Source organism: Pseudomonas sp. S1_E05 (assembly GCF_056337105.1).
Genome location: NZ_JBFRHM010000001.1, coordinates 4,543,914 through 4,568,939, shown reverse-complemented (window position 1 = coordinate 4,568,939; position 25,026 = coordinate 4,543,914). Strand labels below are relative to the sequence as shown.

Below are 25,026 nucleotides of genomic sequence, written 5' to 3'. Positions count from 1 at the left end.
ACTATGCAATCCCCAACCCACAGCCTGCCCTCGCTCTTCAAGCAATTGGGCCTGCCCAATGATCCGGTCAGCATTGACCAATTCATCACGTCCCATTCCCCGCTCAAACCCGACCTGCACCTGGCCGACGCTTTTTTCTGGAGCCAGAGCCAGGCGGCGTTTCTGCGCGATGAAATACTGGATGACGCCGATTGGGCGGAGGTTGTGGACCAGTTGAACGTGCTGCTGAGGAAGGGGCGGGTACAGGGTTGCTGATCGGATAATTGTTTCAAAACTTGACCGGATTTCCCGGTGGATGTCATATTGATAGTTAGCAAACTAACAGTGTGTCCTTTATCCCGTGCCCAAAAACCTCGACGCTCTCCAGATGAACATCAGCAGTGCCATGGTGGTGGCCGCCCGGCATTGGCGGAAAATCTGCCAGACCACACTGGTCAACTACGGCATCTCCGAAGCCTGCGCCGTCCCTTTGTTGATGATCGGGCGATTGGGCGAGGGCGTGCGTCAGGTGACGGTGGCACAGGCTGCCGGGATGGAGAGCCCGTCGTTGGTGCGCCTGCTCGATCAGTTGTGTCACGCCAACTATGTGCGGCGCACCGCCGATGCCCAGGACCGTCGCGCCAAATGCCTGAGCCTAACGGACACCGGCCGCGAGCTGGTGCAGGCGGTGGAGGTCGAGCTGGTACGCTTGCGTCACGAAACGCTCGCCGGTATTCCCACCAGTGATTTGGAAGCCGCATTGCGAGTATTAAAAGCCTTTGAGGCGGCCAATGCCCCAGCCGTGGTGACACCTTGAGCGGATTTTTCGCCGGCGTTCCCCCGGCCCGCGACTGGTTTTACGGCGTGCGAACCTTCGCGGCCTCGATGATCGCGTTGTACATCGCCCTGCTCATGCAAATGCCGCGTCCGTACTGGGCGATGGCCACCGTCTACATCGTCTCCAGCCCCTTCGTCGGCCCGACCAGTTCCAAGGCGCTGTACCGCGCGATCGGGACATTCATGGGCGCGGCAGCAGCGGTGCTGTTCGTGCCGATGTTCGTGCAAAGTCCCTATGTGCTGGTACTCGTCATTGCCCTGTGGACCGGGATCCTGCTGTTCCTGTCCATGCACCTGCGCACGGCCAATAACTATGCGCTGATGCTGGCCGGCTACACACTGCCGCTGATTGCGCTGCCGGTCGTGGATAACCCGCTTTCCGTATGGGACGTGGCAGAGGCACGCACGGAAGAAATTTTTCTCGGCATCGCTGTTGCGGCGGTCGTCGGCGCGATGTTCTGGCCACGCAGGCTGGCGCCAGTGTTCAGCGACTCGGTGAGCAAATGGTTTGCCGATGCCTCGACGTACAGCCTGCGCTTCCTCAGTCGTAACGTGCAGCCCGAAGAAATCAGCGCGTTGCGCTCATCAATGGTCGCCACATTCAACACCCTGGAATTGATGATCGGCCAGTTGCCCCACGAAGGTGCCCGCCCTCAGACCGTGCGCAATACCAAGGAGCTGCGCGGGCGAATGATCCACCTGCTGCCGCTGATCGACGACCTGGATGACGCGCTTTACGCCCTTGAGCGGCGCACGCCAGAGCTGGTAGACCGGTTCGCGCCGTTGCTCGCCGCCACCCGGCAATGGCTCGAGTACAAGGACGCGGACATCGGGCGCTGGCAAGCATTGAAGGATCAACTCGAAGCGCTGCAACCGTCTGCCCGGGCGCTGGATGATCGCAAGCAACTGCTGTTTTCCAACGCCCTGTATCGACTCGGCGAGTGGATCGATCTGTGGCAGGACTGTCGCAGCCTGCAATACGCCATCCAGTGCGAAAGCCAGGACAGCTGGCATGCGGTCTATCGGCATTGGCGACTGGGGCGGTTGTCGCCGTTCCTGGACCGTGGGCTGATGCTGTATTCGGCGGCGTCCACGGTCACCGCGATCATCGTCGCCTCGGTGCTGTGGATTCTGCTCGGCTGGACCGACGGTGGCGCTGCAGTGATTCTCGCAGCGGTGGCGTGCAGTTTCTTCGCGTCGATGGATGACCCGGCTCCGCAGATCTACCGGTTCTTTTTCTGGACCGCGATGTCAGTGGTATTCGCCAGCCTTTACCTGTTCCTGGTACTGCCCAACCTGCACGATTTCCCGATGCTGGTACTGGCGTTTGCGGTGCCGTTCATTTGCATCGGCACGCTGACGGTCAAGCCGCAGTTCTACCTGGGCATGCTGCTGACGCTGGTCAACACCTCGTCCTTCATCAGTATCCAGGGCGCCTACGACGCGGACTTCCTCAGCTTCGTCAACTCCAACCTGGCAGGTCCCGTGGGTTTGCTCTTCGCCTTTGTCTGGACGTTGATCGCCCGGCCCTTTGGTGCGGAGCTGGCGGCCAAGCGCCTGACCCGTTTCAGCTGGCGCGACATCGTCAGCCTGACCAAGCCGGCGACCCTGGCCGAACACCGGCAGTTGGGGGTGCAGGTGCTTGATCGGATGATGCAGCACTTGCCGCGCCTGGCCATCACCGGCCAGGACACCGGCATCGCGCTGCGCGAAGTGCGTGTTGCGTTGAACCTGCTCGACCTGCTGGCCTACACCCCGCGCGTGCTGGGTGTTCCACAGGTGCTGCTGCATCAAGTGGTGAACGAGGTCGGCGAGTATTTCAAGGCTTGCCTCAAGGCCGATGAGCGCCTGCCTGCCCCGAGCGCGTTGTTGATGTTGATGGACCGTACGCGCCGCGCCCTCGATCGCGAATGTGATGACGGTGCGCGCCTGCACCTGCTGCACGCCCTGAGTGGCCTGCGCCTGGCCTTGCTGCCCGGCGTCGAATTTGTCGGCAGCGCAGAACCCGAAGAACCGCTTCCCCATGGCATCGATGGAGCGCCTTTATGATCGGTGATCTGGATATCAGTGGGGTGTTCCTGCCCACGCTGCTGGTGCTGATGGGCATTACCTACCTGATTTACCTGCTGGTGCACGGCCTGCTGACGCGCCTGCATTTTTACCGCCTGGTCTGGCACCGGGCATTGTTCAACGTGGCTCTGTACGCCTTGCTGCTGGGCGCTGTGGATTCACTCAGCCGATACCTGATGACATGAAAAAACCTTTTTTGACCCTCGGCCGTGTGGTCCTGACGCTGTTGATCGTGAGCTTCGCGGTCGTCGTGGTCTGGCGCATGGTCATGTATTACATGTTCGCCCCCTGGACCCGTGACGGGCACATCCGTGCCGACATCGTGCAGATCGCGCCGGATGTGTCCGGGCTGATCCAGCAAGTGGAAGTGCACGACAACCAACCGGTCCAGCGTGGCCAGGTGCTGTTCAGCATCGACCAGGACCGCTTCAAGCTGGCTTTGCGCCAGGCTAAGGCCTCGGTCGCCGATCGCCAGGAAACCCTGGCCCAGGCACAGCGCGAAGCCAAGCGGAACAAGGGGCTTGGCAACCTTGTACCGGGCGAGCAACTGGAAGAAAGCCAGTCGCGGGTGGCCCGTGCCGAAGTGGCGTTGATGGAAGCGCAGGTGGCGGTGGACAGCGCCCAGCTCAACCTCGACCGCTCGACCATTCGCAGCCCGGTGGACGGCTACGTCAACGACCGGGCCCCGCGTCCCCAGGAGTTTGTGACCGCCGGGCGTCCGGTGTTGTCGGTGGTGGACAGCAATTCATTCCACATCGACGGGTATTTTGAAGAAACCAAACTGGACGGCATTCACGTTGGCCAGAGCGTCGACATCCGTGTAATCGGCGACAACGCTCGCCTGCGTGGCCATGTTCAGAGCATTGTCGCCGGCATCGAAGACCGTGACCGCACCAGCGGCAGCAACCTGCTGCCCAACGTCAACCCGGCATTCAGCTGGGTGCGCCTGGCGCAACGGATTCCGGTGCGGATCGCCTTCGACGATGTGCCACCGGACTTCCGCATGATTGCCGGGCGCACTGCCACCGTGTCGATCATTGACGACAAGGAGTCGGCAAAATGAGCAAGGCCTCGTGTTTGGCGATCGCCGGATTAGGCTTGCTGTTGTCGGCGTGTCAGACGGTTGGGCCGGATTATCACGTACCGCCGGAGGCGGCCGTCCAGCGTGCAGATTTGCAGGGTGAACTGGCGGTCAATGGTAAACCGGTTGTCTCAGCCCCGGTGCCGGCCGATTGGTGGCGCTTGTATCAGGATCCGCGACTCAATCAATTGGTCCAGCAGGCGCTGGCGTCCAACACTGATTTACGTGTGGCCGCTGCGAGCCTGCTGCGGGCACGCGCCCAAGTCGATCAGGCCGAGGCCGCCGGTGGCTGGAGCGGTGGTATCAAAATGGGTGCCCAGCGCTTGCAGGAATCGGGCGAAGCGTTCCTGTTGCCGGAAAAAGTGCCGGTGGCCAACATCGGTGATATCGGCATCAGCGCCTCCTATCAGTTCGACCTGTTTGGCACGCTCAAGCGCGGCATCGAAGCCGCCAAGGCCAATGCCGATGCAACCCAGGCGGCCGCCGATACCGCACGCATCACCCTGGTGGCCGATGTGGTGCGGGCCTACACCCAGGTGTGTGCGGCCAACGAGGAACATGAGATTGCCCAGCATTCCCTTGATCTGCAGTCGCAAAGCACCACGTTGATCCAGCGGCTGCGCGATGCCGGTCGGGGTGACGAAACCCAGGTCACCCGTTCGCAAACCCAATTCAAATCCCTGCGCGCCGAGATGCCGCGCTACGAGGCGGCGCGCCAGGCAGGGCTGTACCGTCTCTCGATGTTGCTGGCCACGCCGGTCGATCAGTTGCCGGCCGGCACCGCGACGTGTGCAGAGCTGCCGAAGATCGCCCAGTTGATACCGGTGGGCGATGGCGCTTCGCTGCTCAAGCGTCGTCCCGATATTCGCCAGGCTGAACGCCGATTGGCCGCCGCGACTGCCGGGATCGGTGTGGCCACCGGCGAGCTGTACCCGGACATCCGTATCGGCGCGACGATCGGCACTGTCGGTCTTCTGGAAAACCTCGGTGAGCCTTCCGCCAATCGTTGGGGATTCGGACCTTCGCTGACCTGGAACGTGCCGACCAACGGCGCCAGGGCGCGTATCCGTGAAGCCGAAGCCGTGACCCAGGCGACCCTGGCCCACTTCGATGGGGTGGTGCTCAATGCCATCCGTGAAACCCAGACCAGCCTGGCGCAGTACTCGGCATTGTTACAGCGCCGCGAGGCCCTGGCGGATGCCGAGCAATCGGCGAAGCTGGCCGCCGACCAGACGCACCGCTTCTTCCAGGCGGGCCGCGAATCGTTTCTCGCCGACCTGCAGGCGACCCGCACCTACACCGATGTCACCGCGCAACTGGCCGCCGCCAATACCCAGGTCGCGCTGAGCCAGATCGATTTGTTCCTGGCGCTGGGTGGTGGCTGGGAAAGCGGACGAACGCAAGGTTCGAACGCCAGCAAACCCTGAGGCCGTTGCTATGCTTTGACTTGATGAGGTCGCGCGACGAACTCATCAATCAAGGCTAGCGTTGGTCATGGGGACTCTAATAATGAAAAACCCTTATGCTCCCGGCTTTTGGTGCGCCATTGCGGCATTGGTCTTGCTGTCGGCCACCTATTTCTACGGCGTCATGCTGGCGCATCAGCTCGATCAGGCGATGGTGTTTCTCGACAGCGCAGCCGCGCTGATCGCGGTGATGGCCATCGTGGTCGTGGCCTGGGCTTCGCTTCAGGGCCAGCGCATCAAAAAAAGACAACTCGAGCAAGGCAAGACACTGGTGCTGATCTGGGACACCAAAGTTGCGTTGCGCCGGGTAGAAACCGTATTCGATCGCTATTTCTGGGGCAGCTACTGGCAACCGGGGCGCACGTTCCAGGAAGTCATGGGCGAGCTGACCGGCACGCCGCTGGAAAAAAGCCTCGAAACCCTGAAAAAGCAGTGCCAGGCGCTCGACAAGCAGATAGCCGAGGAGGGCTGGCATTGGCTGAACAATGCCCGTGAGCTCTCGGATGTCGCTTCGGCCATGGCTCGCGAACGTTATCAACTGGACTTCTGTGACCCGCGCGCGGATGTGACGGGTGGGGCGGTGATCAATCGCGACTTTGAAGTGCTGGTGTACACGTGGACGGCGCGGCTCAAGAGCTTTGATCATCAGCTTGATGAGATGGAAGTGCAGTATTCCTGAGTGCTGTGGTGCCTGAGCGGGCCTCATCGCGGGCAAGCCCGCTCCCACAGGGATCGTGTGAACACCACCTTCCACTGTGGGAGCGGGCTTGCCCGCGAAAGCGATATTGGTATCACCGCAAATTCCAGGCGATAGCCAAGCCGAAATGACATTCTTTCACCTTTAATCATTGGGCCACCCCCCGCGCCTGATGCTAACCTGCATGCCACTTTCGTCGGAGTCGAGCCATTAACCCGCCAAGGGTTCAGGGAAGACGACCACACCTCAAACAACGGACATTGACTGGGTCATTCATGAATAAATCAGCAGGCGTACTTCTTGGAATTGTTGTAGCGATTGGCGTCATCAGTGCCGGCGGTGCCTGGTACACCGGCACCCGAATCGAAGGGGTGTTGAACAGCTCGATCGCCGACGCCAACAAGGAGCTGCAAGCCGCGCTGGTCGGCACCAAGGGCACCGCTTCGCTTGAACTGGTGTCGCTGGAACGCCACCTGTTCAGCAGCACCGCGCACTACCGCCTCAAGGGTGAGGGGGACGCGTTCGGCGAAACCCCGGTCGAATTGCTCTTCGTGGACAACATTGAACACGGCCCACTGCCATTCTCGCGACTGGTGTCGCTCAAATGGCTGCCCGTCATGGCCACCAGTCACTACGCACTGGAAAAGACCCCCGTCACCGAGAAGTGGTTCGCCGCCGCCAAGGACAAGTCGCCGCTCACCGGCGTGGTCAACATTGGCTACGACAATTCCACCAACGGCAATTTTGAATTGCTGCCGTTGGACGTGGCGCTGGACGACAAGTCCCACCTGAAATTCTCCGGCCTGAACCTCGAAGTCTCGGCCAGCGCCCAGGCGCAGAAAGTCAAAGCCAACGGTTACATGGACAACTTCACGTTGACCACCGTCGACGAGAGCCAATCGCCTGTCAAAGTCGAGTTGAAAGGTCTGACCCTGGCCAGCAACCTGATCAAGAGCACTTATGGCTACTACACCGGTGAGAACACGGTCGAGCTGACGGACAGCAAAACCACATTCGGTCCACAGCAATTGGTCTTGGGCCTCAACAAATTTGAAATGAAAAGCCTCACCGAAGAGTCGGGCACCAATGCTTCCGGGCGCGCTGACTACAAGATCGGCGAAGTGTCGCTTAACGATAAAAAAGTGGGCTCCGCGCAGTTGGCCATGAGCCTGAAGAACCTCGACATTCCAGCGACGATGTCGTTGATGCAGGTATATCAGACCAAACTGCAACCCTATGAAGAGGCCGCCGCCAAGGCGGCTGCTGCCGGTGAACCGGCCCCCGAGCTGGTGCTCACCCCGGCTGAAGAGACTCAGGTCAAAGCCGATCTGGAAAAACTGTTGGCTGCCGGCCCTCAAGTGGCGCTGGAGAAACTTGCCTTCACCACCGCCAACGGCGAAAGCCACGCCAATCTGGTGTTGGACCTGACCAAGCCGAAATCCATGGACCTGCCGCCTGACCAGTTGATCAAGCAAGTGGTTGCCCTGCTGGACGTCAACATCCAGGTGTCCAAGCCGATGCTGGTTGATGTGTTAAGCGTCCAGGGGCAGCTCGATGGCCAGACCGACGCCAAGACCATTGTCGATCAGGCCAAGGCCACCGCTGATATGTTTGGCGCCATGGCCGTCGGTACACAGTTCGCGACGGTGGACGGCACAAACGTCATCAGCAAATTGCACTACGCCAACAATGAAGTGGAGTTCAATGGCCAGAAGATGACTGTCGAACAGTTTATCGGCTTCGTGATGAGCAAACTCGGCGGCGTCGAAGTCGCCGAGTAATCCCTAGATGTCGCGGATCAGCCGCCACGCTTCGTCAATCGGCAGCGGCTGTTTCATCCGTTCGGCGAGCATCGCCATTGCCCGCTCTTCATCGCAGGCGATGGCGGCCGTCACCACCCCGTTCTTGCCGAACAGGCCAATGAACGGTGGGTGATAAGGGTCGCCCTTGAACTCGACCTCGTCCCAGTCCTGGGCATGACCGAGATAGTCGTAGTTCTTGCCAAAGTGCCAGGTCCAGAAGTACGGCACATCCAGATAGTGCTCATCGCCACCCAACATGTTGGCCGCCGCAATCCGTGCGTGTTGTTGCGCCAGGCGCCAGTGTTCGATCCTTTGTGGCTGGCCGTTGAACGGGAAGCTCGCAATATCGCCTACCGCCCACAGTCCTTCACTGACACGCATGCCGCCGTCGACTTGCAGTGACAGGTCTTTTTCCATGGGCAACCCGGCAAACGGGTCGGTGGCTGGGCTGATGCCGATACCCACCAGCACCAGATCCGCCGGCAGGCGCTGGCCGTCCTTGAGCTTCACCGCCTCGACCTTGTTGTTGCCCACAATCTCCGAGGCTTCGCTGCCGGTATGGAACACCACGCCGTGGGCCACGTGGCGAGCCAGAATCGCCTTGCCGACGGTGTCACCGAACTGCTTGGCAAAGGGCACGGCGTGACGGGCCAGCACCGTGACATCCAGGCCGTGTTCGCGCAGGGCGGCGGCGGACTCCATGGCAATGAAACTGTCGCCGATGACCACCGCCCGCTGACCGGGTTGCGCGGCGTTCAGAATGGCTTGTGCCTGGTCCTTGGCGCGCAGCAGGAAGACCTGCGGCAGGTCCGCACCCGGCAGCTCGAGCGGTTTGGGGGCCCCACCCGTGGCGAGCAACGCGGCGTGGTAGTTCACGGTCTGGCCGTTGGTCAGGCGTACGCTTCGGCTTTTGGCATCCAGGCTTGCCACTTCGGCTAGCAGGCGCTCGATGCGTTGCTCGCGATAAAAGTCATCGTCTCGCAACGCCGGGATTTCATCCGGTGGCATTTCACCGGCGATGACAAATTTGCTCAGCACCGTGCGGTCATAACCGGCATCGGCTTCGCGGTCGATTAGCAACACGCGGCCGCCAAAACCTTTTCCCTTAGTGCGGCTGCCGCTGCCGTGCCTGCGGCCCCCGCACCGATAATCACAAAGGTGCGATCATCATCGGCTGGCGGGGTGTGGGAATCGGGCAGCGGTTGCTCATCCACCCAGATTTCATCGCCACGGGTTTCCAAGGGATAGCGCCTGAGGCTGTCCAGTGACGGCGGCTCGCACAGGGCGCCATCGTCGATCCGATAAGCCGCTTTATGCCAAGGACAAATCAGCCGCCCATTGCACAGCGCACCCTCGGCCAGCGGCGCGCCGGCATGGGGGCATTCGCCTTGATAAGCGCGCAGTTGATCACCTGCGCGCAACAACACGATTTTGCGCTCGCCAACACGCACTTCCAGGCCTCGGTTTTCGGGGATATCGGCTAAACGGGCAACGCGGTGCAGTGCCATGATCGCTCTCCAGGAAGGCGTTTCACTTAAGAGTTTGGCCAATATTGCGAGGTTCAGCCAAATCCCGCTGCCACGGCACGAACGGTCCGCTATAGTTTGCACGCCGACCACGGCCCCACCCGCACAAGGTGCTCCGGAATGACTCGATTGACCTCTCTGAACCCTTGGCTGGCGGCCATTGCCGTCGCCCTTTGCGTGCAGATTCCCGCACAGGCCCAGGAACGCTTCACCGTCAGCATGCCTGGCGTGTCGGACAACCGTCTTTTCACGTCGGTGGCGGCCAGCGACGCCAGCGGCTGCGGCGGCAAGAACCAGTCGCCGGCGCTGAGTTGGAACGCCGGCCCTTCAGGTACCCAGAGCTACGCCATCGTGATGCACGATCCGGACGGCCAGAAAGGCCTGGGTGTCGATCACTGGATTCACTACGGCATCAAGGCCGGCACCCGACAGATCCCGTTCGGCGCTGGTACCAAGACGTCCTTTGAAGGCGCGGCGGGCACCAACAGCAAAGGCACCACCGGTTACATCGGGCCATGCCCGCCGGTGGGCGACAGCTCCCATCACTACATCATCCAGCTCTACGCCTTGGACCTCGCCCCGGACGCCTTGCCGGCGGGCCTCACCCGTGCGCAACTGATGGAAAAAATCAAAGGCCATGTGCTCAAGAACAGCAGCGTGGTGCGGCGTTATCACCGCTGAAGATTTTTCTGCGGGTTTAAGCCACTATCTATTTCAGTCGCCGATGCGTTGGAGGATGCCGTGGCCAAGAAAATCGATCGCATCGCCCAAATGCTCAACTGCCCGGAAAAGGGCGAAGAACTGCGGCGAGCGATTACCGAGAGTCGTAAGGAGTTTCTTCTGGCCAAGCAGGCTGAAGAGCCGGAGGAGGAAGACAACCTCGATGAGGACGACTTCGACGATGATTACGACGAGTTCGATTGGACCACCCCGTAGGAGCGAGCACGCTCGCGATGGGGGCCAACGATAACGTGGGAAATCTGCAGGCCCGCGGTGTCTGGCCCGCCATCGCGAGCATGCTCGCTCCTACAGAAAATCAATGCCGGCCCAGTGTTTGGTCGGCTGTTTAACAGGCCTCTGTTTTACTTCCTGCAAGCTACAAATTCTTGCGCCGTTGCCTACCGCCACGCCAGAATCCGCCGGCTTGTGCGCTTTGGGACCGCTCGGTAATTTGATTCCTGTCACTGATTGTCAGTGATCGGGTTTAGTCGCCCGCTGGTAATTGAAGCTGCATGAGCATCCGTCAGACAGGTCTCAGTCACCTGCTTTTGATGGTGGTTGTGCGCAGGGCACCTTCGGGTGCGCCGGCTTCTTCAATTCCCCGGTCCGACTAACCTGCGTACAGCCGCCACCCCTCGTTTAGTCGCGCAAGGGTGAGGGCATCACAAGGAATTGAAGATCATGTCGAAAGCCATTCCCGACCCACCGAAAACCGAACCAGAGCAACCCGCACGCGAAGGCTCGCTCTTTACCGTCAATCCCCACATCCACACCGAAGCCCTGCTCTCCAACGCCTCCGAAGACCTGCTGGCGATCAGTGCCTTGGCCGCTGACCTCGCCGACGAAATCAACGGCTCCCGCCGCTCCATCGCCCTGGCGATCAACCGCATGGCCAATGGCGTCCACCTGCTGGTGGAACGAGCGCTGGATCATCTGGACGACCCGGAAATGGCTGCCATCTTCGCCAAACAACAAAACCGTTCCCTCGACGCTTCAACATAGCCCGTGCACACAACCTGTAGGGAGGCTGCCGAACTTCGTGAAGCTATCGCTGCCAGCTGTCGGCGGATATCGATCATCTGTTGCTGCGTCAGGTGGCGGGTCACCTGGACAGCCAGCGTGTGGTACTGGCCCCGGGCAGCGCGGCGCTTTGAGGCGCGCATCGTCCATGACGAAGCCTTTTTGCAGGTAGTCGCCCAGCGTTCGGGTGGCCCATTGGCGAAATTGCGAGCCGCGGGTTGAGCGAACGCGGTAGCCCCTTCTTCCGTCGGCCGCTGCGACGGCCACGTTATCGCACGTTGATCGGCATATTGAACGCATTGCCGAAAGGGCGGAACAAGGAAGGTGTTTCAGCTATCGACAGCGGCGCAATTGCGCCCACAAAAAAGCCCCAGACCCTACGGCCTGAGGCTTTCTCGTTTTCAAATATGGTGCACCAGGCGGGATTCGAACCCACGACCCCTGCCTTCGGAGGGCAGTACTCTATCCAGCTGAGCTACTGGTGCAATGCGGGCGCATGATACTCATATGCTTGGCGGGCGTCCATGCTGCTGAATCGACAGCGCTTTTTCAAAGCGTAACCCACGTTTGCTACGCTGATCTGAAAAATGGGGTTAAGGCGGCGTTTTCGTTCTTTTTTTCGAACAGGCTATTGTCCTTTACCCCCTTTGATCCTAGGATTCGTTTGAGATTTCAAACGCTCTTGTCTGGGTGCTGAACCGCACGAATCCATTGCGTGCGCTATTTATGTGCTTCAGCCCGGTGAATGATTTCCCTGACGGCAGCCTTCAAGGCGCCTTTGTACAATCATAATCCGCTCCGCGCGTGCGCGGTGCTGTTCAAGGAAAGCCGACATGCAGCTTAAAGACACCCAGTTGTTCCGCCAGCAAGCCTTCATTGATGGCGCTTGGGTCGATGCGGACAATGGTCAGACGATCAAGGTCAACAACCCGGCAACGGGTGAAATCCTGGGCACCGTGCCGAAGATGGGCGCTGCCGAAACCCGCCGCGCCATCGAAGCGGCCGACAAGGCGCTGCCGGCCTGGCGTGCACTGACCGCCAAGGACCGCGCCAACAAGCTGCGTCGCTGGTTCGAGTTGATCATCGAGAACCAGGACGACCTGGCGCGCCTCATGACCCTCGAGCAAGGCAAGCCATTGGCCGAAGCCAAGGGCGAAATCGTTTATGCCGCTTCCTTCATCGAGTGGTTCGCCGAAGAGTCCAAGCGCATCTACGGTGACGTGATCCCGGGCCACCAGCCAGACAAGCGCCTGATCGTGATCAAGCAGCCAATCGGCGTGACCGCCGCGATTACCCCGTGGAACTTCCCGGCCGCCATGATCACCCGTAAAGCCGGCCCGGCCCTGGCCGCCGGTTGCACCATGGTGCTCAAGCCTGCTTCGCAAACCCCGTTCTCGGCTTTCGCCCTGGCCGAACTGGCCCAGCGTGCCGGTATTCCGGCCGGCGTGTTCAGTGTGGTGACCGGCAGCGCCGGCGACATCGGCAGCGAGCTGACCGGTAACCCGATCGTGCGCAAATTGTCCTTCACCGGTTCGACCGAAATCGGTCGTCAACTGATGTCCGAATGCGCCAAGGACATCAAGAAAGTGTCCCTGGAACTGGGCGGCAACGCGCCGTTCATCGTGTTCGACGACGCGGACCTGGATAAGGCCGTCGAAGGCGCGATCATTTCCAAGTACCGCAACAATGGCCAGACCTGCGTCTGCGCCAACCGGCTGTACATTCAGGATTCGGTCTATGATGCGTTCGCCGAGAAGCTGAAAGCGGCTGTGGCCAAGCTGAAGATCGGCAACGGTCTGGAAGAAGGCACCACCACTGGTCCGCTGATCGACGAAAAAGCCGTGGCCAAGGTTCAGGAGCACATCGCTGACGCGGTTTCCAAAGGCGCCACCGTGCTGTCCGGCGGCAAGTCCATCGAAGGCAACTTCTTCGAGCCGACCATCCTGACCAACGTGCCGAAGAACGCGGCCGTGGCCAAGGAAGAAACCTTCGGTCCATTGGCACCGCTGTTCCGCTTCAAAGATGAAGCCGAAGTGATTGCGATGTCCAACGACACTGAATTCGGTCTGGCTTCTTACTTCTATGCCCGTGATCTGGGTCGTGTGTTCCGTGTCGCCGAAGCCCTGGAATACGGCATGGTGGGCGTCAACACCGGCCTGATCTCCAACGAAGTTGCGCCTTTCGGCGGCATCAAGGCCTCGGGCCTGGGCCGTGAAGGCTCCAAGTACGGCATCGAAGATTACCTGGAAATCAAATACCTCTGCCTGGGCATCTAAGGCGTCCCGGCAAGGCATTGCTTCAAGCGCAAAGGGCACGAGAGCGCTGTCCTTTGCGCCGCTTCAAATGGCAAATTTCTTTGCGGCCGGGAACGCCGTGGCAGTCGATCATCGCATGCTGCCGCCGTTGACTCCCCGCCGCTTCATCCTTGAACCACGCCGCCCGATGAGCGGTGAATGAGGACTGTAATGAGCAAGACTAACGCTGATTTGATGGCCCGCCGTGTCGCCGCTGTACCTCGCGGTGTTGGCCAGATTCACCCGATCTTCGCCGAGTCCGCGAAGAACGCCACCGTGACGGACGTTGAAGGTCGCGAGTTCATCGACTTCGCCGGCGGCATTGCCGTGCTGAACACTGGCCACGTGCACCCGAAAATCATTGCCGCTGTGACCGAGCAGTTGAACAAGCTGACCCACACCTGCTTCCAGGTACTGGCCTATGAGCCATACGTGGAACTGTGCGAAAAAATCAACGCCAAGGTGCCGGGTGATTTCGCCAAGAAAACCCTGCTGGTCACCACCGGTTCCGAAGCGGTCGAGAACGCCGTGAAAATCGCCCGTGCCGCGACTGGCCGTGCCGGCGTGATCGCGTTCACTGGCGCTTACCACGGTCGCACCATGATGACCCTGGGCCTGACCGGTAAAGTCGTACCTTACTCGGCTGGCATGGGCCTGATGCCAGGTGGCATCTTCCGCGCGCTGTACCCGAACGAGCTGCACGGTGTGAGCATCGACGACTCGATCGCCAGCATCGAACGCATCTTCAAGAACGACGCAGAGCCAAAAGACATCGCCGCGATCATCATCGAGCCTGTTCAGGGTGAAGGTGGTTTCTACGTAGCACCCAAAGAATTCATGAAGCGCCTGCGTGCCCTGTGCGACCAGCACGGCATCCTGCTGATCGCTGACGAAGTGCAAACCGGCGCTGGTCGTACCGGCACCTTCTTCGCCATGGAGCAGATGGGCGTTGCCGCCGACCTGACCACCTTCGCCAAGTCCATCGCGGGCGGCTTCCCGCTGGCCGGTGTGTGCGGCAAGGCCGACTACATGGACGCCATCGCTCCAGGCGGCCTGGGCGGCACCTACGCCGGTAGCCCGATCGCTTGCGCTGCGGCGCTGGCCGTAATGGAAGTGTTTGAAGAAGAGCACCTGCTGGACCGCTGCAAGGCCGTCGGCGAGCGTCTGGTGACTGGCCTCAAGGCTATCCAGGCCAAGTACCCGGTGATCGGCGAAGTGCGTGCCCTGGGCGCGATGATCGCCGTCGAGCTGTTCGAAAACGGCGACAGCCACAAGCCAAACGCCGCCGCTGTAGCCTCGGTCGTGGCCAAGGCGCGCGACAAGGGCCTGATCCTGCTGTCCTGCGGCACCTATGGCAACGTTCTGCGCGTACTGGTGCCGCTGACTTCGCCGGATGAGCAACTGGACAAAGGCCTGGCAATCATCGAAGAGTGCTTCTCGGAGCTGTGATGACAGCCTCGATGATTGTGTGACCTGATCGACAAAAAACCCGCTCCGGCGGGTTTTTTGTTGCCTGCGAAACACCCTGGCCTGTTTCGAATCGCGCACATTGTCTAAGGTGCATGTATTGAGAGGGAGCTTTGTGCATGACTGCTGTTGATTTGCCTGCCGTACCCCGAGTGCTGATTGCTGAGGCGGACCCCTGGTCGCGCGATCTGCTCAAGGAAGTCCTGCTGAAAGTGCGTTGCGATGCGCGCCTGGACCTGTGTGCCGATGGCAAGGACGCGCTGACGCGTCTGGCAGAAAACGCTTACGACCTGGTCATCGCCGACTGGGAGTTGCCGGGCGTGGATGGCCTCAACGTCCTGCGTGGCATTCGTCAGCGCAAACGTCAGCCACCGCTGCCATTCATCCTGATGAGCAGCCGCAGCGACAGCGCCAGCGTGCGCGAGGCATTGCCCCTGGCGCCCACCGCCTACCTGACCAAGCCGTTGAACATGGACAGCCTGACCCGGCGCCTGCAGGGTTTGCTGCTTGACGCCGGTGAAGAAGTGTTCTGTGAGATTCCGGCGCTGGCGCCAGGCATGACACTGTCGGTGTTTCTCGAGCGTCGCCGCGACCTGACCGAGGGCGCGCCGCTAATGACCGATGTGCAATTGGCGGTCAAACGCAGCCTCAACCCCAATGGCCTGGACCTCACGCGACTGGAAGATGAAGTACGTAACGATCCACAAATTACTGCGGTGCTGATCGCCGCTGCCAACAGTGCGGCCCAGCATCATGGTGCGGGCGTGCAAACCCTGTCCCAGGCGCTGCAACGCCTGGGCACCGGTCAGAGCATGAACCTGATTCTCGGTCTGGCGTTGAAGCGCAGCGCGCAGCTCAGTGATCCTCTTCTTGCCGATTACGCCGAGCGTTTTTGGGACCTCTCGCTGCACACCGCCGAATACGCCCGCACGCTGGCGCGCTTGCTGGATCTGGATCAGGAGCGCTGTTACTGCGCGGGCATGTTGCATCGCTTGGGCGACCTGGCGTTGCTGCGCTGCTTGCAGGAGTGGCGGCAGGCCGGCGGTGAGCTGGATGAATGGGAAGAAGTCGGCGAGGCGCTGGCCGAATTTGGCGCGGCCTACGGTTCGGCGCTGCGCACCCGCTGGCGGCTGCCCCTGGAGCTGCGTGAGCTGATTGCGGCGGTGTATCAGCTCGGTGGCGGGGTTTATTCCCGCGAGGCGCTGGTGATGAACATGGCGGCGCAGTTGGCGCGGCTGAACGAGCATGAGGGGCTGGAAGAACTGGCCAAAAGCCGGACGGCGCGGTTGCTCAAGATCGGTTTGCCGGAACTGGTGCGGATGCGCAAGAAATAAGACTGCCGCTCCCACAGTTGTTATGTGTACAGGCCATCACCCCGAAATAATCCGGTTCTTGCCCTGACGTTTGGCTTCGTACATCGCCGCGTCTGCCCGGGCAAACAGGCTTTCGATGCTTGCATCCTCGGCCTTCAGGTTGGTCAGGCCCTGGCTGACGGTGATACCGAACGTCCTCTGCTCATGGTTGAAACTCAACCGCTGAATCTCCCGTTGCAAACGTTCGGCCACTTGCAGGGCCATGTCGGGGGCACACCCTGGGAACACCGCCGCAAACTCCTCGCCACCAATGCGCCCGAACACATCGCCCCGTCGCAAGGCGCCGCGCCCGGTCTCGGCGATCTGCTGCAACACCTTGTCGCCCTCGGGATGGCCGTAGGTGTCGTTGATCTGCTTGAAGTCATCGATGTCCAGCAACAGGAACGCCAGGGGGCCGCCTTGCTGGCGAGCCAGCTCGAATTCGCGGTGGGCACAGTCGAAGAAGTGCCGACGGTTACTGCTCTGGGTCAGCACATCGGTGGTCGCGAGGCGATGCAGCTCGCTTTCCATGTTTTTCTTGTCGGTGATGTCTTCGGCAAAGCCGACAATGATTACCGGCTGGCCCGGCTCCACCCGGCGTTTGAGGAAGCACTTGTCACTCAGCCAGCGCACCTGGCCATCGGCGGCGATGATGCGGTACTCACGGTCTTCGACCGCGCCCTTGACCAGTACTTCGGCGAGGCTGCGCTCGGCGTATTCCAGATCGTCCGGGTAAATGCTGTCGCGCCACTGGTTGTAGTCGCTCAGTAGCAGACCCGCGGAACGACCAAATATCCGTTCATAGGCAGGGCTGACATAAAGCACCTGGCGAGTTTCCCAGTTGAACGCCCACAGCACGGCGTTGACGCTGACCAGCAGAGCGCTGAACAACTGTTCGCGTTCACTCAGGCGGGCGACCTCTCCCTGGGCATGCATCAAGGCCATCAGGGTTTGCGCGGCCTCGGGCCACGGGGGGACGGATGAGTCTTGCAGGTTCTTGTTGAGCATCGACACAAATCTCAAAGGGCGTGCTGCGTATTCGACAGCGGCGACAGCCAGGCCCGCCGTAGTGGCGAAGTGTTTTTGAGATATGAGATTTGGAGCGAAGTTCCGAAGGGTGCGCCCCTGAACAGGGCGCACCGATCAACGGTGTCAGGCGACAGTGGCGGGGCGTAGGGAGTAAGTCTTCAACTGGTCGGCGAAATCGCGCAGCGACTGAATCCCGCTGGCTTCGGCTTCGTGGACCCAGTCCTTGATCGCCGCCAGCATGTCGTGACCATTTGCACTGGTCTTGACCCAGATCTGCTGCAAGGCCAGTCGTTTCTCGTAAATTACCTTCAGCGCCTGACTGTGCTCGAGCATGGTCTGGATGCGAACGTGGTGTTTGTCATCGAGCAGGCTGGTCTCGCGCGAGAGCAGGCGCTTGGCCCGGTGGAACTGGTGACGGACCGAGTGATCGACCTTTTCCAGCTCCTGTTTGACCAGCGGCGCGATGACCAATTTGCGGTACTGGGCCATGATCTGGAAGCGGTTGTTAAGGATGGCGATGGCGGTGTCCATGTCCAGGATGCCCTTGCCTTCGACCCTATGGGCGATTGGCGCCACCCGTTGCACCTTGGCCAGGCGCAAGAAGCTGAAGACCTGGATCCAGGCCCAACCCAGGTCGAATTCCCACTTTTTCACCGACAGTTTGGCCGAGTTAGGGTAGGTGTGATGATTGTTATGCAGTTCTTCGCCGCCAATCAGGATGCCCCACGGCACCAGGTTGGTCGCGGCATCGCGGCATTCGAAGTTGCGGTAACCCACGGCATGCCCAAGGCCGTTGACCACGCCGGCCGCCCAGATCGGGATCCACATCATCTGGATGGCCCAGATGGTGATGCCGATGGTGCCGAACAGCAGCAGGTCGATGACCGCCATGATCATCACGCCCAGCTTGGGGTAGCGGCTGTAAAGGTTGCGCTCGATCCAGTCCTCGGGGCAGTTCTTGCCGTAGATGCGCAGGGTTTCGGGATTTTCGGCCTCGGCGCGGTACAGCTCGGCGCCTTTGCGCAGCACCGTGGACAAACCTTTGATGACCGGGCTGTGCGGATCATCGACCGTTTCGCACTTGGCGTGATGCTTGCGGTGAATGGCGGTCCACTCGCGGGTGTTCTGGGCCGTGGTCAGCCACAGCCAGAAGCGGAAGAAATGTTTCAGGCCGGCATTGAGCTCAAGGGAGCGATGGGCTGAATAACGATGCAGATAGACCGTGACGCCGATGATCGTGACGTGGGTCATCAGCAGGGTGACTGCCACCAGAGACCAGGGCGACAAGCCGAGAAAACCTTGGTACCACATAGACAATTGGGCCCTCGAATAAAGAAAAAACAGCCGTTGCATTATCACTGAGCACACAGATAAAACCAGTCGCTCTTTCAGATAAGAGTCTCTGGATGTTACTTAACTTATAATTCGAAACCTTTTTCAGGGACAGGGACAGCACGAAATGTCTGCCACCTATCGCGTCGCATTGCGTGCGGCACTGTTCTACCTGCTGCTGTCAGTCGTATGGCTGCAGGTGAGTGGTTATTTATTGAACAGTTTCTTCGATGGCTCCGACGAGCAGATGCGCTGGCAACTGATCAACGGCTATTTCTGGGTCCTGTTCAGCGCCGGGCTGATCTTCGTTGCCCGTACACGATTGCTGCGATGCCTGGGCTTCGGCGCCACATTGCGCGAACATCATGAGGATCGCGAGCGTCTGCGTCAGGCTGCGGCCGTGTTCGATTGCACCCGTGAGGGCGTGCTGGTCACCAACGGCGAGGGGGTGATCGTCCATGTAAACCGCGCTTTCATGCAAATCACCGGTTATCAGCAAGAAGAAGTCCTGGGTCAGGAGCCCAGGATGTTCAAGTCCGGCCACCATCCGGCATCGTTCTACCAGACCATGTTCAACACGCTGCAGCGCGGCGGCGAATGGAGCGGTGAAATCTGGAACCGTCGTAAAAGTGGTGAAATTTACCCGCAATGGCAGACGATCCGCCTGATTCGCGATGATCACGGCGAGCCCAGTCACTACGTCGCGGTATTTTCCGACATCAGCAAGATCAAGGACTCGGAGCACGAGCTCAAGTACCTCGCGCACCACGACCCGCTGACCGACCTGCCCAATCGGCTGCTGTTCACCGACCGCGCCCAGCAGGCCCTGGCGTCGGCACAGATCAACAAGCGCGGCTGTGCGCTGCTGCTGATCGATCTGGATCACTTCAAAATGATCAACGACAGCCTGGGCCACACCGTCGGCGACAAACTGCTCAAGGCGGTGGCCAAACGCCTGAAAGCGATGTTCGGCCCGGGCATTACCCTGGCCCGGCTCGGCGGTGACGAGTTCGCGGTGCTGGCGGAGAACTGCCCGCAACTGGTGCAGGCGGCGGCGCTGGCCCAACGAATCCTTGATGGTCTGCGCGAGCAGTTCCCGATCGATGACCACCAGTTGTTCATCAACGCGAGTATTGGCATCAGCCTGTTTCCTGGCGATGCCCTGAGCGCCGAACAGCTGTTGCGCAATGCTGACTCGGCCTTGTTCAAGACCAAAAGCGCGGGGCGCGATGGCTACGCGCTGTACACCGAAGAACTGACCGCCCATGCACAGCAGCGGGTCGAAACCACGTTTGAGCTGCGCCGGGCGTTGGAGCAGCAGGAACTGCGCGTGCACTATCAGCCTGTGCATGACCTCAAGTCCGGCCGCCTGGTGGGCGTCGAGGCGCTGGTACGTTGGGAGCATCCGCAAAGGGGACTGGTATCGCCCGCCGAGTTCATTCCAATTGCCGAACGTACCGGCCTGATTGCCGAGATAGACGCCTGGGTCATGCGTCAGGCCTGCCAGCAGATGTGCCAGTGGCAACAGGCGGGCGTCGTGTTGTCGTTTGTCGCGGTGAATGTTTCATCACGCCTGTTCGCCCGTCACGAGTTGTATCAGCAAGTGGCGCAGGCCCTGCACGACACCGGGCTGGATCCGGCGTACCTGGAACTGGAAGTCACCGAAAGCGCAGTCATGGACGACCCGGAAGTGGCACTGGAGCAGATGTACCGCCTGCGCGAGCTGGGTGTGCGGTTGGCCATCGATGATTTCGGCACGGGTTATTCATCGTTGCTGCGCCTCAAGCGCTTGCCGGTGCAGAAGCTCAAGATCGACCAGGGTTTTGTCGCTGGCTTGCCTTGGGACGAAGACGATGGCGCCATCGTGCGGGTGATCATCGCCTTGGCACAAAGCATGGGCATGCAAGTGCATGCCGAAGGCATCGAACAGGTCGAGCAGGCCGCGTTCATCCTCGAGCAGGGCGGCGATCTCGGCCAGGGCTACTGGTTCGGCCGCCCCATGCCGGCCGAACAACTCGACTGGACCCGAGCCCCGTTAATCCCCATCGTCACCTCCTGACAGCTTGCAGCTTGTAGCTTGAAGCTGCTTTTTAGTTCTATAAACATTCTTAAATAGTCTTTTTAAGAATATCTGCATCTCTCTACTATTGGTCTCACGCCGTAAGCAGTCCCGAAAGCTGCCAGGCAACCTCTCAGTCGAAGGAGCAGCACCATGAGCGCATCCCTGCGTAGCGTTGACGGTCAAGACGAAGCCACCATTTTGCGTGAGATCCAGAGCGCCCTGCGCGACCTGCGTTTCGGCGCCGTGGAAATCACGGTGCACAACGCCCAGGTGGTGCAGATCGAGCGCAAGGAAAAATTCCGCTTGCAGAACCCGAGCAACAAGCCGAGCTGAACCGCCGGCAAGCCGCTTCCCGCCCCCTATAAAAAAAGCCAACACACTTAGAATTCCAGGAGCTTTCACCATGTCGTCGATTCGTCATTTCGCTTTGGCCGCCCTGGCCAGTGCCCTTTTCGCGGGTTCCGCGGTTGCCAAGGACTATGAGCTGCTCAACGTGTCGTACGATCCGACCCGTGAGCTGTATCAGGACTACAACGCCGAATTCGTCAATTTCTGGAAGAAAAGCAATCCAGGCGACAACGTGAAAATCCAGCAGTCCCATGGCGGTTCGGGCAAGCAGGGCCGCGCCGTCATCGACGGGCTGCGCGCCGACGTGGTGACCCTGGCCCTGGCCGGCGACATCGACGAAATCGCTAAACTGGGCAAGACCCTGCCGGCTGATTGGCAGAAACGCCTGCCGGACGCGAGTACGCCTTACACGTCGACCATCGTGTTCCTGGTGCGCAAGGGCAACCCAAAAGGCATCAAGGACTGGGGCGATCTGGTCAAGAATGACGTGTCGGTCATTACGCCCAACCCGAAAACCTCCGGCGGCGCACGCTGGAACTTCCTGGCGGCCTGGGCCTATGGCCTCAAAGCCAACGGCGGTGACGAGGCCAAGGCCAAGCAATATGTAGAGACCTTGTTCAAGCACGTGCCTGTGCTGGACACGGGCGCTCGTGGTTCGACCATCACCTTCGTCAACAATGGTCAGGGCGACGTACTGCTCGCCTGGGAAAACGAAGCTTTCCTGGCCCTGAAAGAAGATGGCGGCGCCGATAAGTTCGAGATCGTCGTGCCTTCGCTGTCGATCCTTGCCGAGCCGCCCGTTGCAGTGGTCGATAAAAACGCCGAGAAGAAGGGCAACGAGCAAATCGCCGAAGCCTACCTCAAACACCTGTACAGCCCGGCCGGCCAGGAAATCGCCGCGAAGAACTTCTACCGTCCACGGGACAAGGACGTGGCCGCCAAGTACACCCAACAGTTCCCGAAACTGGAACTGGTGACCATCGACAAGGACTTTGGCGGCTGGAAAACCGCACAGCCGAAGTTCTTCAATGACGGTGGCGTGTTCGACCAGATCTATCAGGCGCAGTAATCTACCCAATACGAGCCTGGATGCTCAGGCATACAAACCTGTAGGAGCGAGCTTGCTCGCGATAGCGGAGTGTCAGTCAACGTATGTATCAACTGACCCACCGCCATCGCGAGCAAGCTCGCTCCTCCAGGATTGCGTTTATTGACCAAGGACTTTTATGTCGCGTCGTATCTCCCCCGTCATACCCGGCTTCGGGCTGACGCTGGGCTACACCTTGGTGTACCTCAGTCTGATTGTGCTTATTCCGCTGGCAGCGATGTTTGTCCATGCGGCCCAACTCACCTGGGATCAGTTCTGGGCCATTGTCTCGGCGCCCCGCGTGCTGGCCGCATTGAAGCTGAGCTTTGGCACCGCGCTGTACGCTGCAATCATCAACGGCATCATTGGTACGTTGCTGGCCTGGGTGCTGGTGCGCTATACCTTCCCGGGTCGCAAGATCATCGATGCGATGATCGACCTGCCGTTCGCCCTGCCCACCGCCGTGGCGGGTATCGCGTTGACCGCGTTGTACGCGCCGGCAGGCCTGGTCGGGCAATTCGCTACTGACCTGGGTTTCAAAATCGCTTATTCCCCTCTCGGCATCACCCTGGCACTGACCTTTGTCACGCTGCCGTTCGTGGTCCGCACCGTGCAGCCGGTGTTGGCTGATATTCCTCGTGAGGTTGAGGAGGCGGCCGCTTGCCTGGGTGCAAAACCGCTTCAGGTGTTCCGTCATATCCTTGTGCCCGCGCTGCTGCCCGCTTGGCTGACCGGTTTCGCCCTGGCCTTCGCTCGTGGGGTCGGCGAGTACGGCTCGGTGATTTTCATCGCCGGCAACATGCCAATGAAAACCGAGATCCTGCCGCTGCTGATCATGGTCAAGCTCGACCAGTACGATTACACCGGCGCGACGGCCATTGGCGTGCTGATGCTGGTGGTTTCCTTCGTCCTGTTGCTGCTGATCAACCTGCTGCAACGCCGCATCGAAACCCCATAAGGAGGCGCGAACCATGTCCCAATCGTCTATTGCGGCCGCCTCTTCGGCCAATGCTGCCCGCCGTGGCAGTGCCACTTCCCGACGCGTCCTGATCGGCCTCGGCTGGTTGGTGTTTGCGCTGTTCCTGTTGTTGCCTCTGTTGATCGTTGTGTCTCAGGGCCTGAAGAATGGCCTGGGGTCTTTTTTTACCGCGATCCTTGAACCGGACGCCCTGTCGGCGCTGAAACTCACGGTGATCGCCGTATTGATTTCGGTGCCGCTGAACCTGGTGTTCGGCGTCAGCGCCGCGTGGTGCGTGAGCAAGTACTCGTTCCGTGGCAAGAGCATTCTGGTGACGTTGATCGACCTGCCATTCTCGGTGTCGCCGGTCATCGCGGGTCTGGTGTATGTGTTGATGTTCGGTGCTCAGGGCCTGTTCGGGCCGTGGCTGCAGGATCACGACATCCAGATCGTCTTCGCCTTGCCGGGCATCGTGCTGGCGACGATTTTCGTCACCGTGCCGTTCGTGGCGCGCGAGCTGATCCCGTTGATGCAGGAACAAGGCACTCAGGAAGAGGAAGCCGCACGCCTGCTGGGCGCCAATGGCTGGCAGATGTTCTGGCACGTCACCGTTCCCAACATCAAATGGGGACTGATCTACGGCGTGGTGCTGTGTACCGCCCGTGCGATGGGTGAGTTCGGGGCGGTGTCGGTGGTTTCCGGGCACATTCGCGGGGTGACCAACACCTTGCCGCTGCACGTCGAGATCCTCTACAACGAATACAACCACGTGGCTGCGTTCGCGGTTGCGAGCCTGTTGCTGATCATGGCGCTCTTCATTTTGCTGCTCAAGCAGTGGAGCGAAAACCGTATTAACCGCCTGCGCGCCAGCGCCGCGGAGGAATAATTCATGTCGATCGAAGTGCGTAACGTCAGCAAGAATTTCAACGCGTTCAAGGCCCTGGACCACATCAGCCTGGATATTCAGAGCGGCGAACTCGTGGCGCTGCTGGGCCCGTCGGGTTGCGGCAAGACCACGCTGCTACGGATCATCGCCGGCCTGGAAACGCCGGATCAGGGCAACATCGTGTTCCATGGCGAGGACGTTTCCGGCCACGACGTGCGTGATCGCAACGTCGGCTTCGTGTTCCAGCACTACGCCCTGTTCCGCCACATGACGGTGTTCGACAACGTCGCGTTCGGCCTGCGCATGAAACCGAAAAACCAGCGTCCGAGCGAAAGCCAGATTGCCACCAAGGTTCACGAGCTGTTGAACATGGTGCAACTGGACTGGCTGTCGGATCGCTACCCGGAGCAACTGTCGGGGGGACAACGCCAGCGTATCGCCCTGGCTCGTGCCCTGGCGGTGGAGCCCAAGGTGCTGCTGCTGGACGAACCGTTCGGCGCCCTCGATGCCAAGGTTCGCAAGGAGCTACGGCGCTGGCTGGCGCGGTTGCACGAAGACATCAACCTGACGTCGGTATTCGTAACCCATGACCAGGAAGAAGCGATGGAAGTCGCCGACCGTATCGTGGTGATGAACAAGGGCGTGATCGAGCAGATCGGCTCACCGGGTGATGTCTACGAAAACCCGGCCAGTGATTTCGTCTACCACTTCCTCGGCGACTCGAACCGCCTGCACTTGGGCGAGGACAACCATGTGCTGTTCCGTCCGCACGAAGTGTCGCTGTCACGGCATGAACTGGATGATCACCACGCCGCCGAAGTGCGCGATATTCGTCCGCTGGGCGCGACGACCCGAGTGACGTTGAAGGTTGAAGGGCAGAGCGATCTGATCGAGGCCGAAGTGGTAAAGGACCACGACAGCCTGATTGGCTTGGCGAAGGGGGAGACACTGTTCTTCAAACCGAAGGTCTGGCAGAAAGTCGCCAATCTCTAAAAGCGAAAAGCATCGCGGGC

General features: G+C 60.3%; 22 protein-coding genes, 1 tRNA gene and 2 pseudogenes. 20 read left to right on the top strand and 5 right to left on the bottom strand.

Translation table 11 applies throughout. The features are described from left to right. The first annotated feature begins 3 nt into the window (after positions 1-3). The 8 genes from AB4N33_RS21005 (at position 4) to AB4N33_RS20970 (ending at position 7,911) form a co-directional block, all read left to right on the top strand. Positions 4-255 carry a DUF2789 domain-containing protein gene (locus tag AB4N33_RS21005; RefSeq protein WP_460119199.1) on the top strand — a complete coding sequence of 84 codons (252 nt, stop codon included), beginning with the start codon at positions 4-6 and terminating at the stop codon, positions 253-255. Between the two features lie 112 nt (positions 256-367). Next, a complete protein-coding gene (locus AB4N33_RS21000) occupies positions 368-796 on the top strand; it encodes a MarR family winged helix-turn-helix transcriptional regulator (RefSeq protein ID WP_476458177.1) in 429 nt (142 codons plus the stop codon). Beyond that, the gene (locus AB4N33_RS20995; protein WP_460140555.1) at positions 793-2,865 is read left to right on the top strand and encodes an FUSC family protein; all 2,073 of its coding nucleotides are present in this window, start codon (positions 793-795) and stop codon (positions 2,863-2,865) included. The genes AB4N33_RS21000 and AB4N33_RS20995 overlap by 4 nt, the downstream gene beginning before the upstream one ends. Next, the gene (locus tag AB4N33_RS20990; protein ID WP_392893187.1) at positions 2,862-3,071 is read left to right on the top strand and encodes a DUF1656 domain-containing protein; all 210 of its coding nucleotides are present in this window, start codon (positions 2,862-2,864) and stop codon (positions 3,069-3,071) included. Before AB4N33_RS20995 ends, AB4N33_RS20990 begins: the two co-directional genes overlap by 4 nt. Further along, positions 3,068-3,949, top strand: coding sequence for an efflux RND transporter periplasmic adaptor subunit (locus AB4N33_RS20985; RefSeq protein WP_476458176.1), 882 nt, complete (start codon positions 3,068-3,070; stop codon positions 3,947-3,949). Before AB4N33_RS20990 ends, AB4N33_RS20985 begins: the two co-directional genes overlap by 4 nt. Further along, positions 3,946-5,394, top strand: coding sequence for an efflux transporter outer membrane subunit (locus AB4N33_RS20980; RefSeq protein ID WP_476458175.1), 1,449 nt, complete (start codon positions 3,946-3,948; stop codon positions 5,392-5,394). Before AB4N33_RS20985 ends, AB4N33_RS20980 begins: the two co-directional genes overlap by 4 nt. 82 nt (positions 5,395-5,476) lie before the next feature. Further along, positions 5,477-6,112, top strand: coding sequence for an NADH:ubiquinone oxidoreductase subunit N (locus AB4N33_RS20975; protein ID WP_460119189.1), 636 nt, complete (start codon positions 5,477-5,479; stop codon positions 6,110-6,112). Positions 6,113-6,405: 293 nt separating this feature from the next. Then, entirely contained in the window at positions 6,406-7,911 is a 1,506-nt protein-coding gene (locus tag AB4N33_RS20970; protein ID WP_476458174.1) for a YdgA family protein, read from the top strand. Between the two features lie 3 nt (positions 7,912-7,914). Here AB4N33_RS20970 and AB4N33_RS20965 read toward each other — a convergent pair. Next, a pseudogene (locus tag AB4N33_RS20965) lies at positions 7,915-9,440 on the bottom strand (FAD-dependent oxidoreductase). 138 nt (positions 9,441-9,578) lie between these two features. On the opposite strand from AB4N33_RS20965, the gene AB4N33_RS20960 reads away from it, so the two are divergent. The 3 genes from AB4N33_RS20960 (at position 9,579) to AB4N33_RS20950 (ending at position 11,180) form a co-directional block, all read left to right on the top strand. Then, positions 9,579-10,139, top strand: a complete 561-nt coding sequence (locus AB4N33_RS20960; protein ID WP_476458173.1) for a YbhB/YbcL family Raf kinase inhibitor-like protein — start codon at positions 9,579-9,581, stop codon at positions 10,137-10,139. Between the two features lie 30 nt (positions 10,140-10,169). After that, entirely contained in the window at positions 10,170-10,394 is a 225-nt protein-coding gene (locus tag AB4N33_RS20955) for a hypothetical protein (RefSeq protein ID WP_460126857.1), read from the top strand. A 465-nt stretch (positions 10,395-10,859) separates the two neighbouring features. Beyond that, complete coding sequence (locus AB4N33_RS20950; protein WP_460119181.1) at positions 10,860-11,180, top strand: DUF6124 family protein; 321 nt, start codon at positions 10,860-10,862, stop codon at positions 11,178-11,180. Between the two features lie 195 nt (positions 11,181-11,375). Here the strand turns inward: AB4N33_RS20950 and AB4N33_RS20945 are convergent. After that, positions 11,376-11,498 (bottom strand): annotated as a pseudogene (locus AB4N33_RS20945) (hypothetical protein); the annotation flags it as partial. Between the two features lie 108 nt (positions 11,499-11,606). Beyond that, positions 11,607-11,683, bottom strand: a tRNA-Arg gene (locus AB4N33_RS20940). 348 nt (positions 11,684-12,031) lie between these two features. Between AB4N33_RS20940 and gabD the strand changes: the two genes are divergently transcribed. The 3 genes from gabD to AB4N33_RS20925 all read left to right on the top strand — a co-directional run bounded on the left by gabD (position 12,032) and on the right by AB4N33_RS20925 (position 16,293). Further along, positions 12,032-13,474 carry an NADP-dependent succinate-semialdehyde dehydrogenase gene (gabD, locus tag AB4N33_RS20935; RefSeq protein WP_460119179.1) on the top strand — a complete coding sequence of 481 codons (1,443 nt, stop codon included), beginning with the start codon at positions 12,032-12,034 and terminating at the stop codon, positions 13,472-13,474. A 189-nt stretch (positions 13,475-13,663) separates the two neighbouring features. Then, positions 13,664-14,941, top strand: coding sequence for a 4-aminobutyrate--2-oxoglutarate transaminase (gene gabT / locus AB4N33_RS20930; protein WP_460119177.1), 1,278 nt, complete (start codon positions 13,664-13,666; stop codon positions 14,939-14,941). Between the two features lie 137 nt (positions 14,942-15,078). Further along, entirely contained in the window at positions 15,079-16,293 is a 1,215-nt protein-coding gene (locus AB4N33_RS20925) for an HDOD domain-containing protein (RefSeq protein WP_460140550.1), read from the top strand. A gap of 36 nt (positions 16,294-16,329) precedes the next feature. On the opposite strand, the gene AB4N33_RS20920 is transcribed toward AB4N33_RS20925, so the two are convergent. Continuing rightward, positions 16,330-17,319, bottom strand: a complete 990-nt coding sequence (locus AB4N33_RS20920) for a GGDEF domain-containing protein (RefSeq protein WP_460140549.1) — start codon at positions 17,317-17,319, stop codon at positions 16,330-16,332. Positions 17,320-17,463: 144 nt separating this feature from the next. After that, the gene (gene desA / locus AB4N33_RS20915; protein ID WP_460142176.1) at positions 17,464-18,651 is read right to left on the bottom strand and encodes a delta-9 fatty acid desaturase DesA; all 1,188 of its coding nucleotides are present in this window, start codon (positions 18,649-18,651) and stop codon (positions 17,464-17,466) included. Between the two features lie 148 nt (positions 18,652-18,799). On the opposite strand from desA, the gene dibA reads away from it, so the two are divergent. From dibA to AB4N33_RS20885, 6 genes are all read left to right on the top strand, one after another. After that, positions 18,800-20,731 (top strand): phosphodiesterase DibA, encoded by a 1,932-nt coding sequence (gene dibA / locus AB4N33_RS20910; RefSeq protein ID WP_476458172.1) that lies wholly within the window; start codon positions 18,800-18,802, stop codon positions 20,729-20,731. Positions 20,732-20,884: 153 nt separating this feature from the next. Next, complete coding sequence (gene oscA / locus AB4N33_RS20905; RefSeq protein WP_007945260.1) at positions 20,885-21,067, top strand: sulfur starvation response protein OscA; 183 nt, start codon at positions 20,885-20,887, stop codon at positions 21,065-21,067. A 70-nt stretch (positions 21,068-21,137) separates the two neighbouring features. After that, on the top strand, positions 21,138-22,151 hold the full coding sequence (locus AB4N33_RS20900; protein WP_460119169.1) for a sulfate ABC transporter substrate-binding protein: 1,014 nt from the start codon (positions 21,138-21,140) through the stop codon (positions 22,149-22,151). A 157-nt stretch (positions 22,152-22,308) separates the two neighbouring features. Next, positions 22,309-23,127: a sulfate ABC transporter permease subunit CysT gene (cysT, locus tag AB4N33_RS20895; protein WP_460119167.1), complete on the top strand. Its 819-nt coding sequence runs from the start codon at positions 22,309-22,311 to the stop codon at positions 23,125-23,127. 13 nt (positions 23,128-23,140) lie between these two features. After that, a complete protein-coding gene (gene cysW, locus AB4N33_RS20890) occupies positions 23,141-24,013 on the top strand; it encodes a sulfate ABC transporter permease subunit CysW (RefSeq protein ID WP_460119165.1) in 873 nt (290 codons plus the stop codon). Positions 24,014-24,016: 3 nt separating this feature from the next. Then, entirely contained in the window at positions 24,017-25,006 is a 990-nt protein-coding gene (locus AB4N33_RS20885) for a sulfate/molybdate ABC transporter ATP-binding protein (protein WP_460119163.1), read from the top strand. The last annotated feature ends 20 nt before the right edge of the window (positions 25,007-25,026 follow it).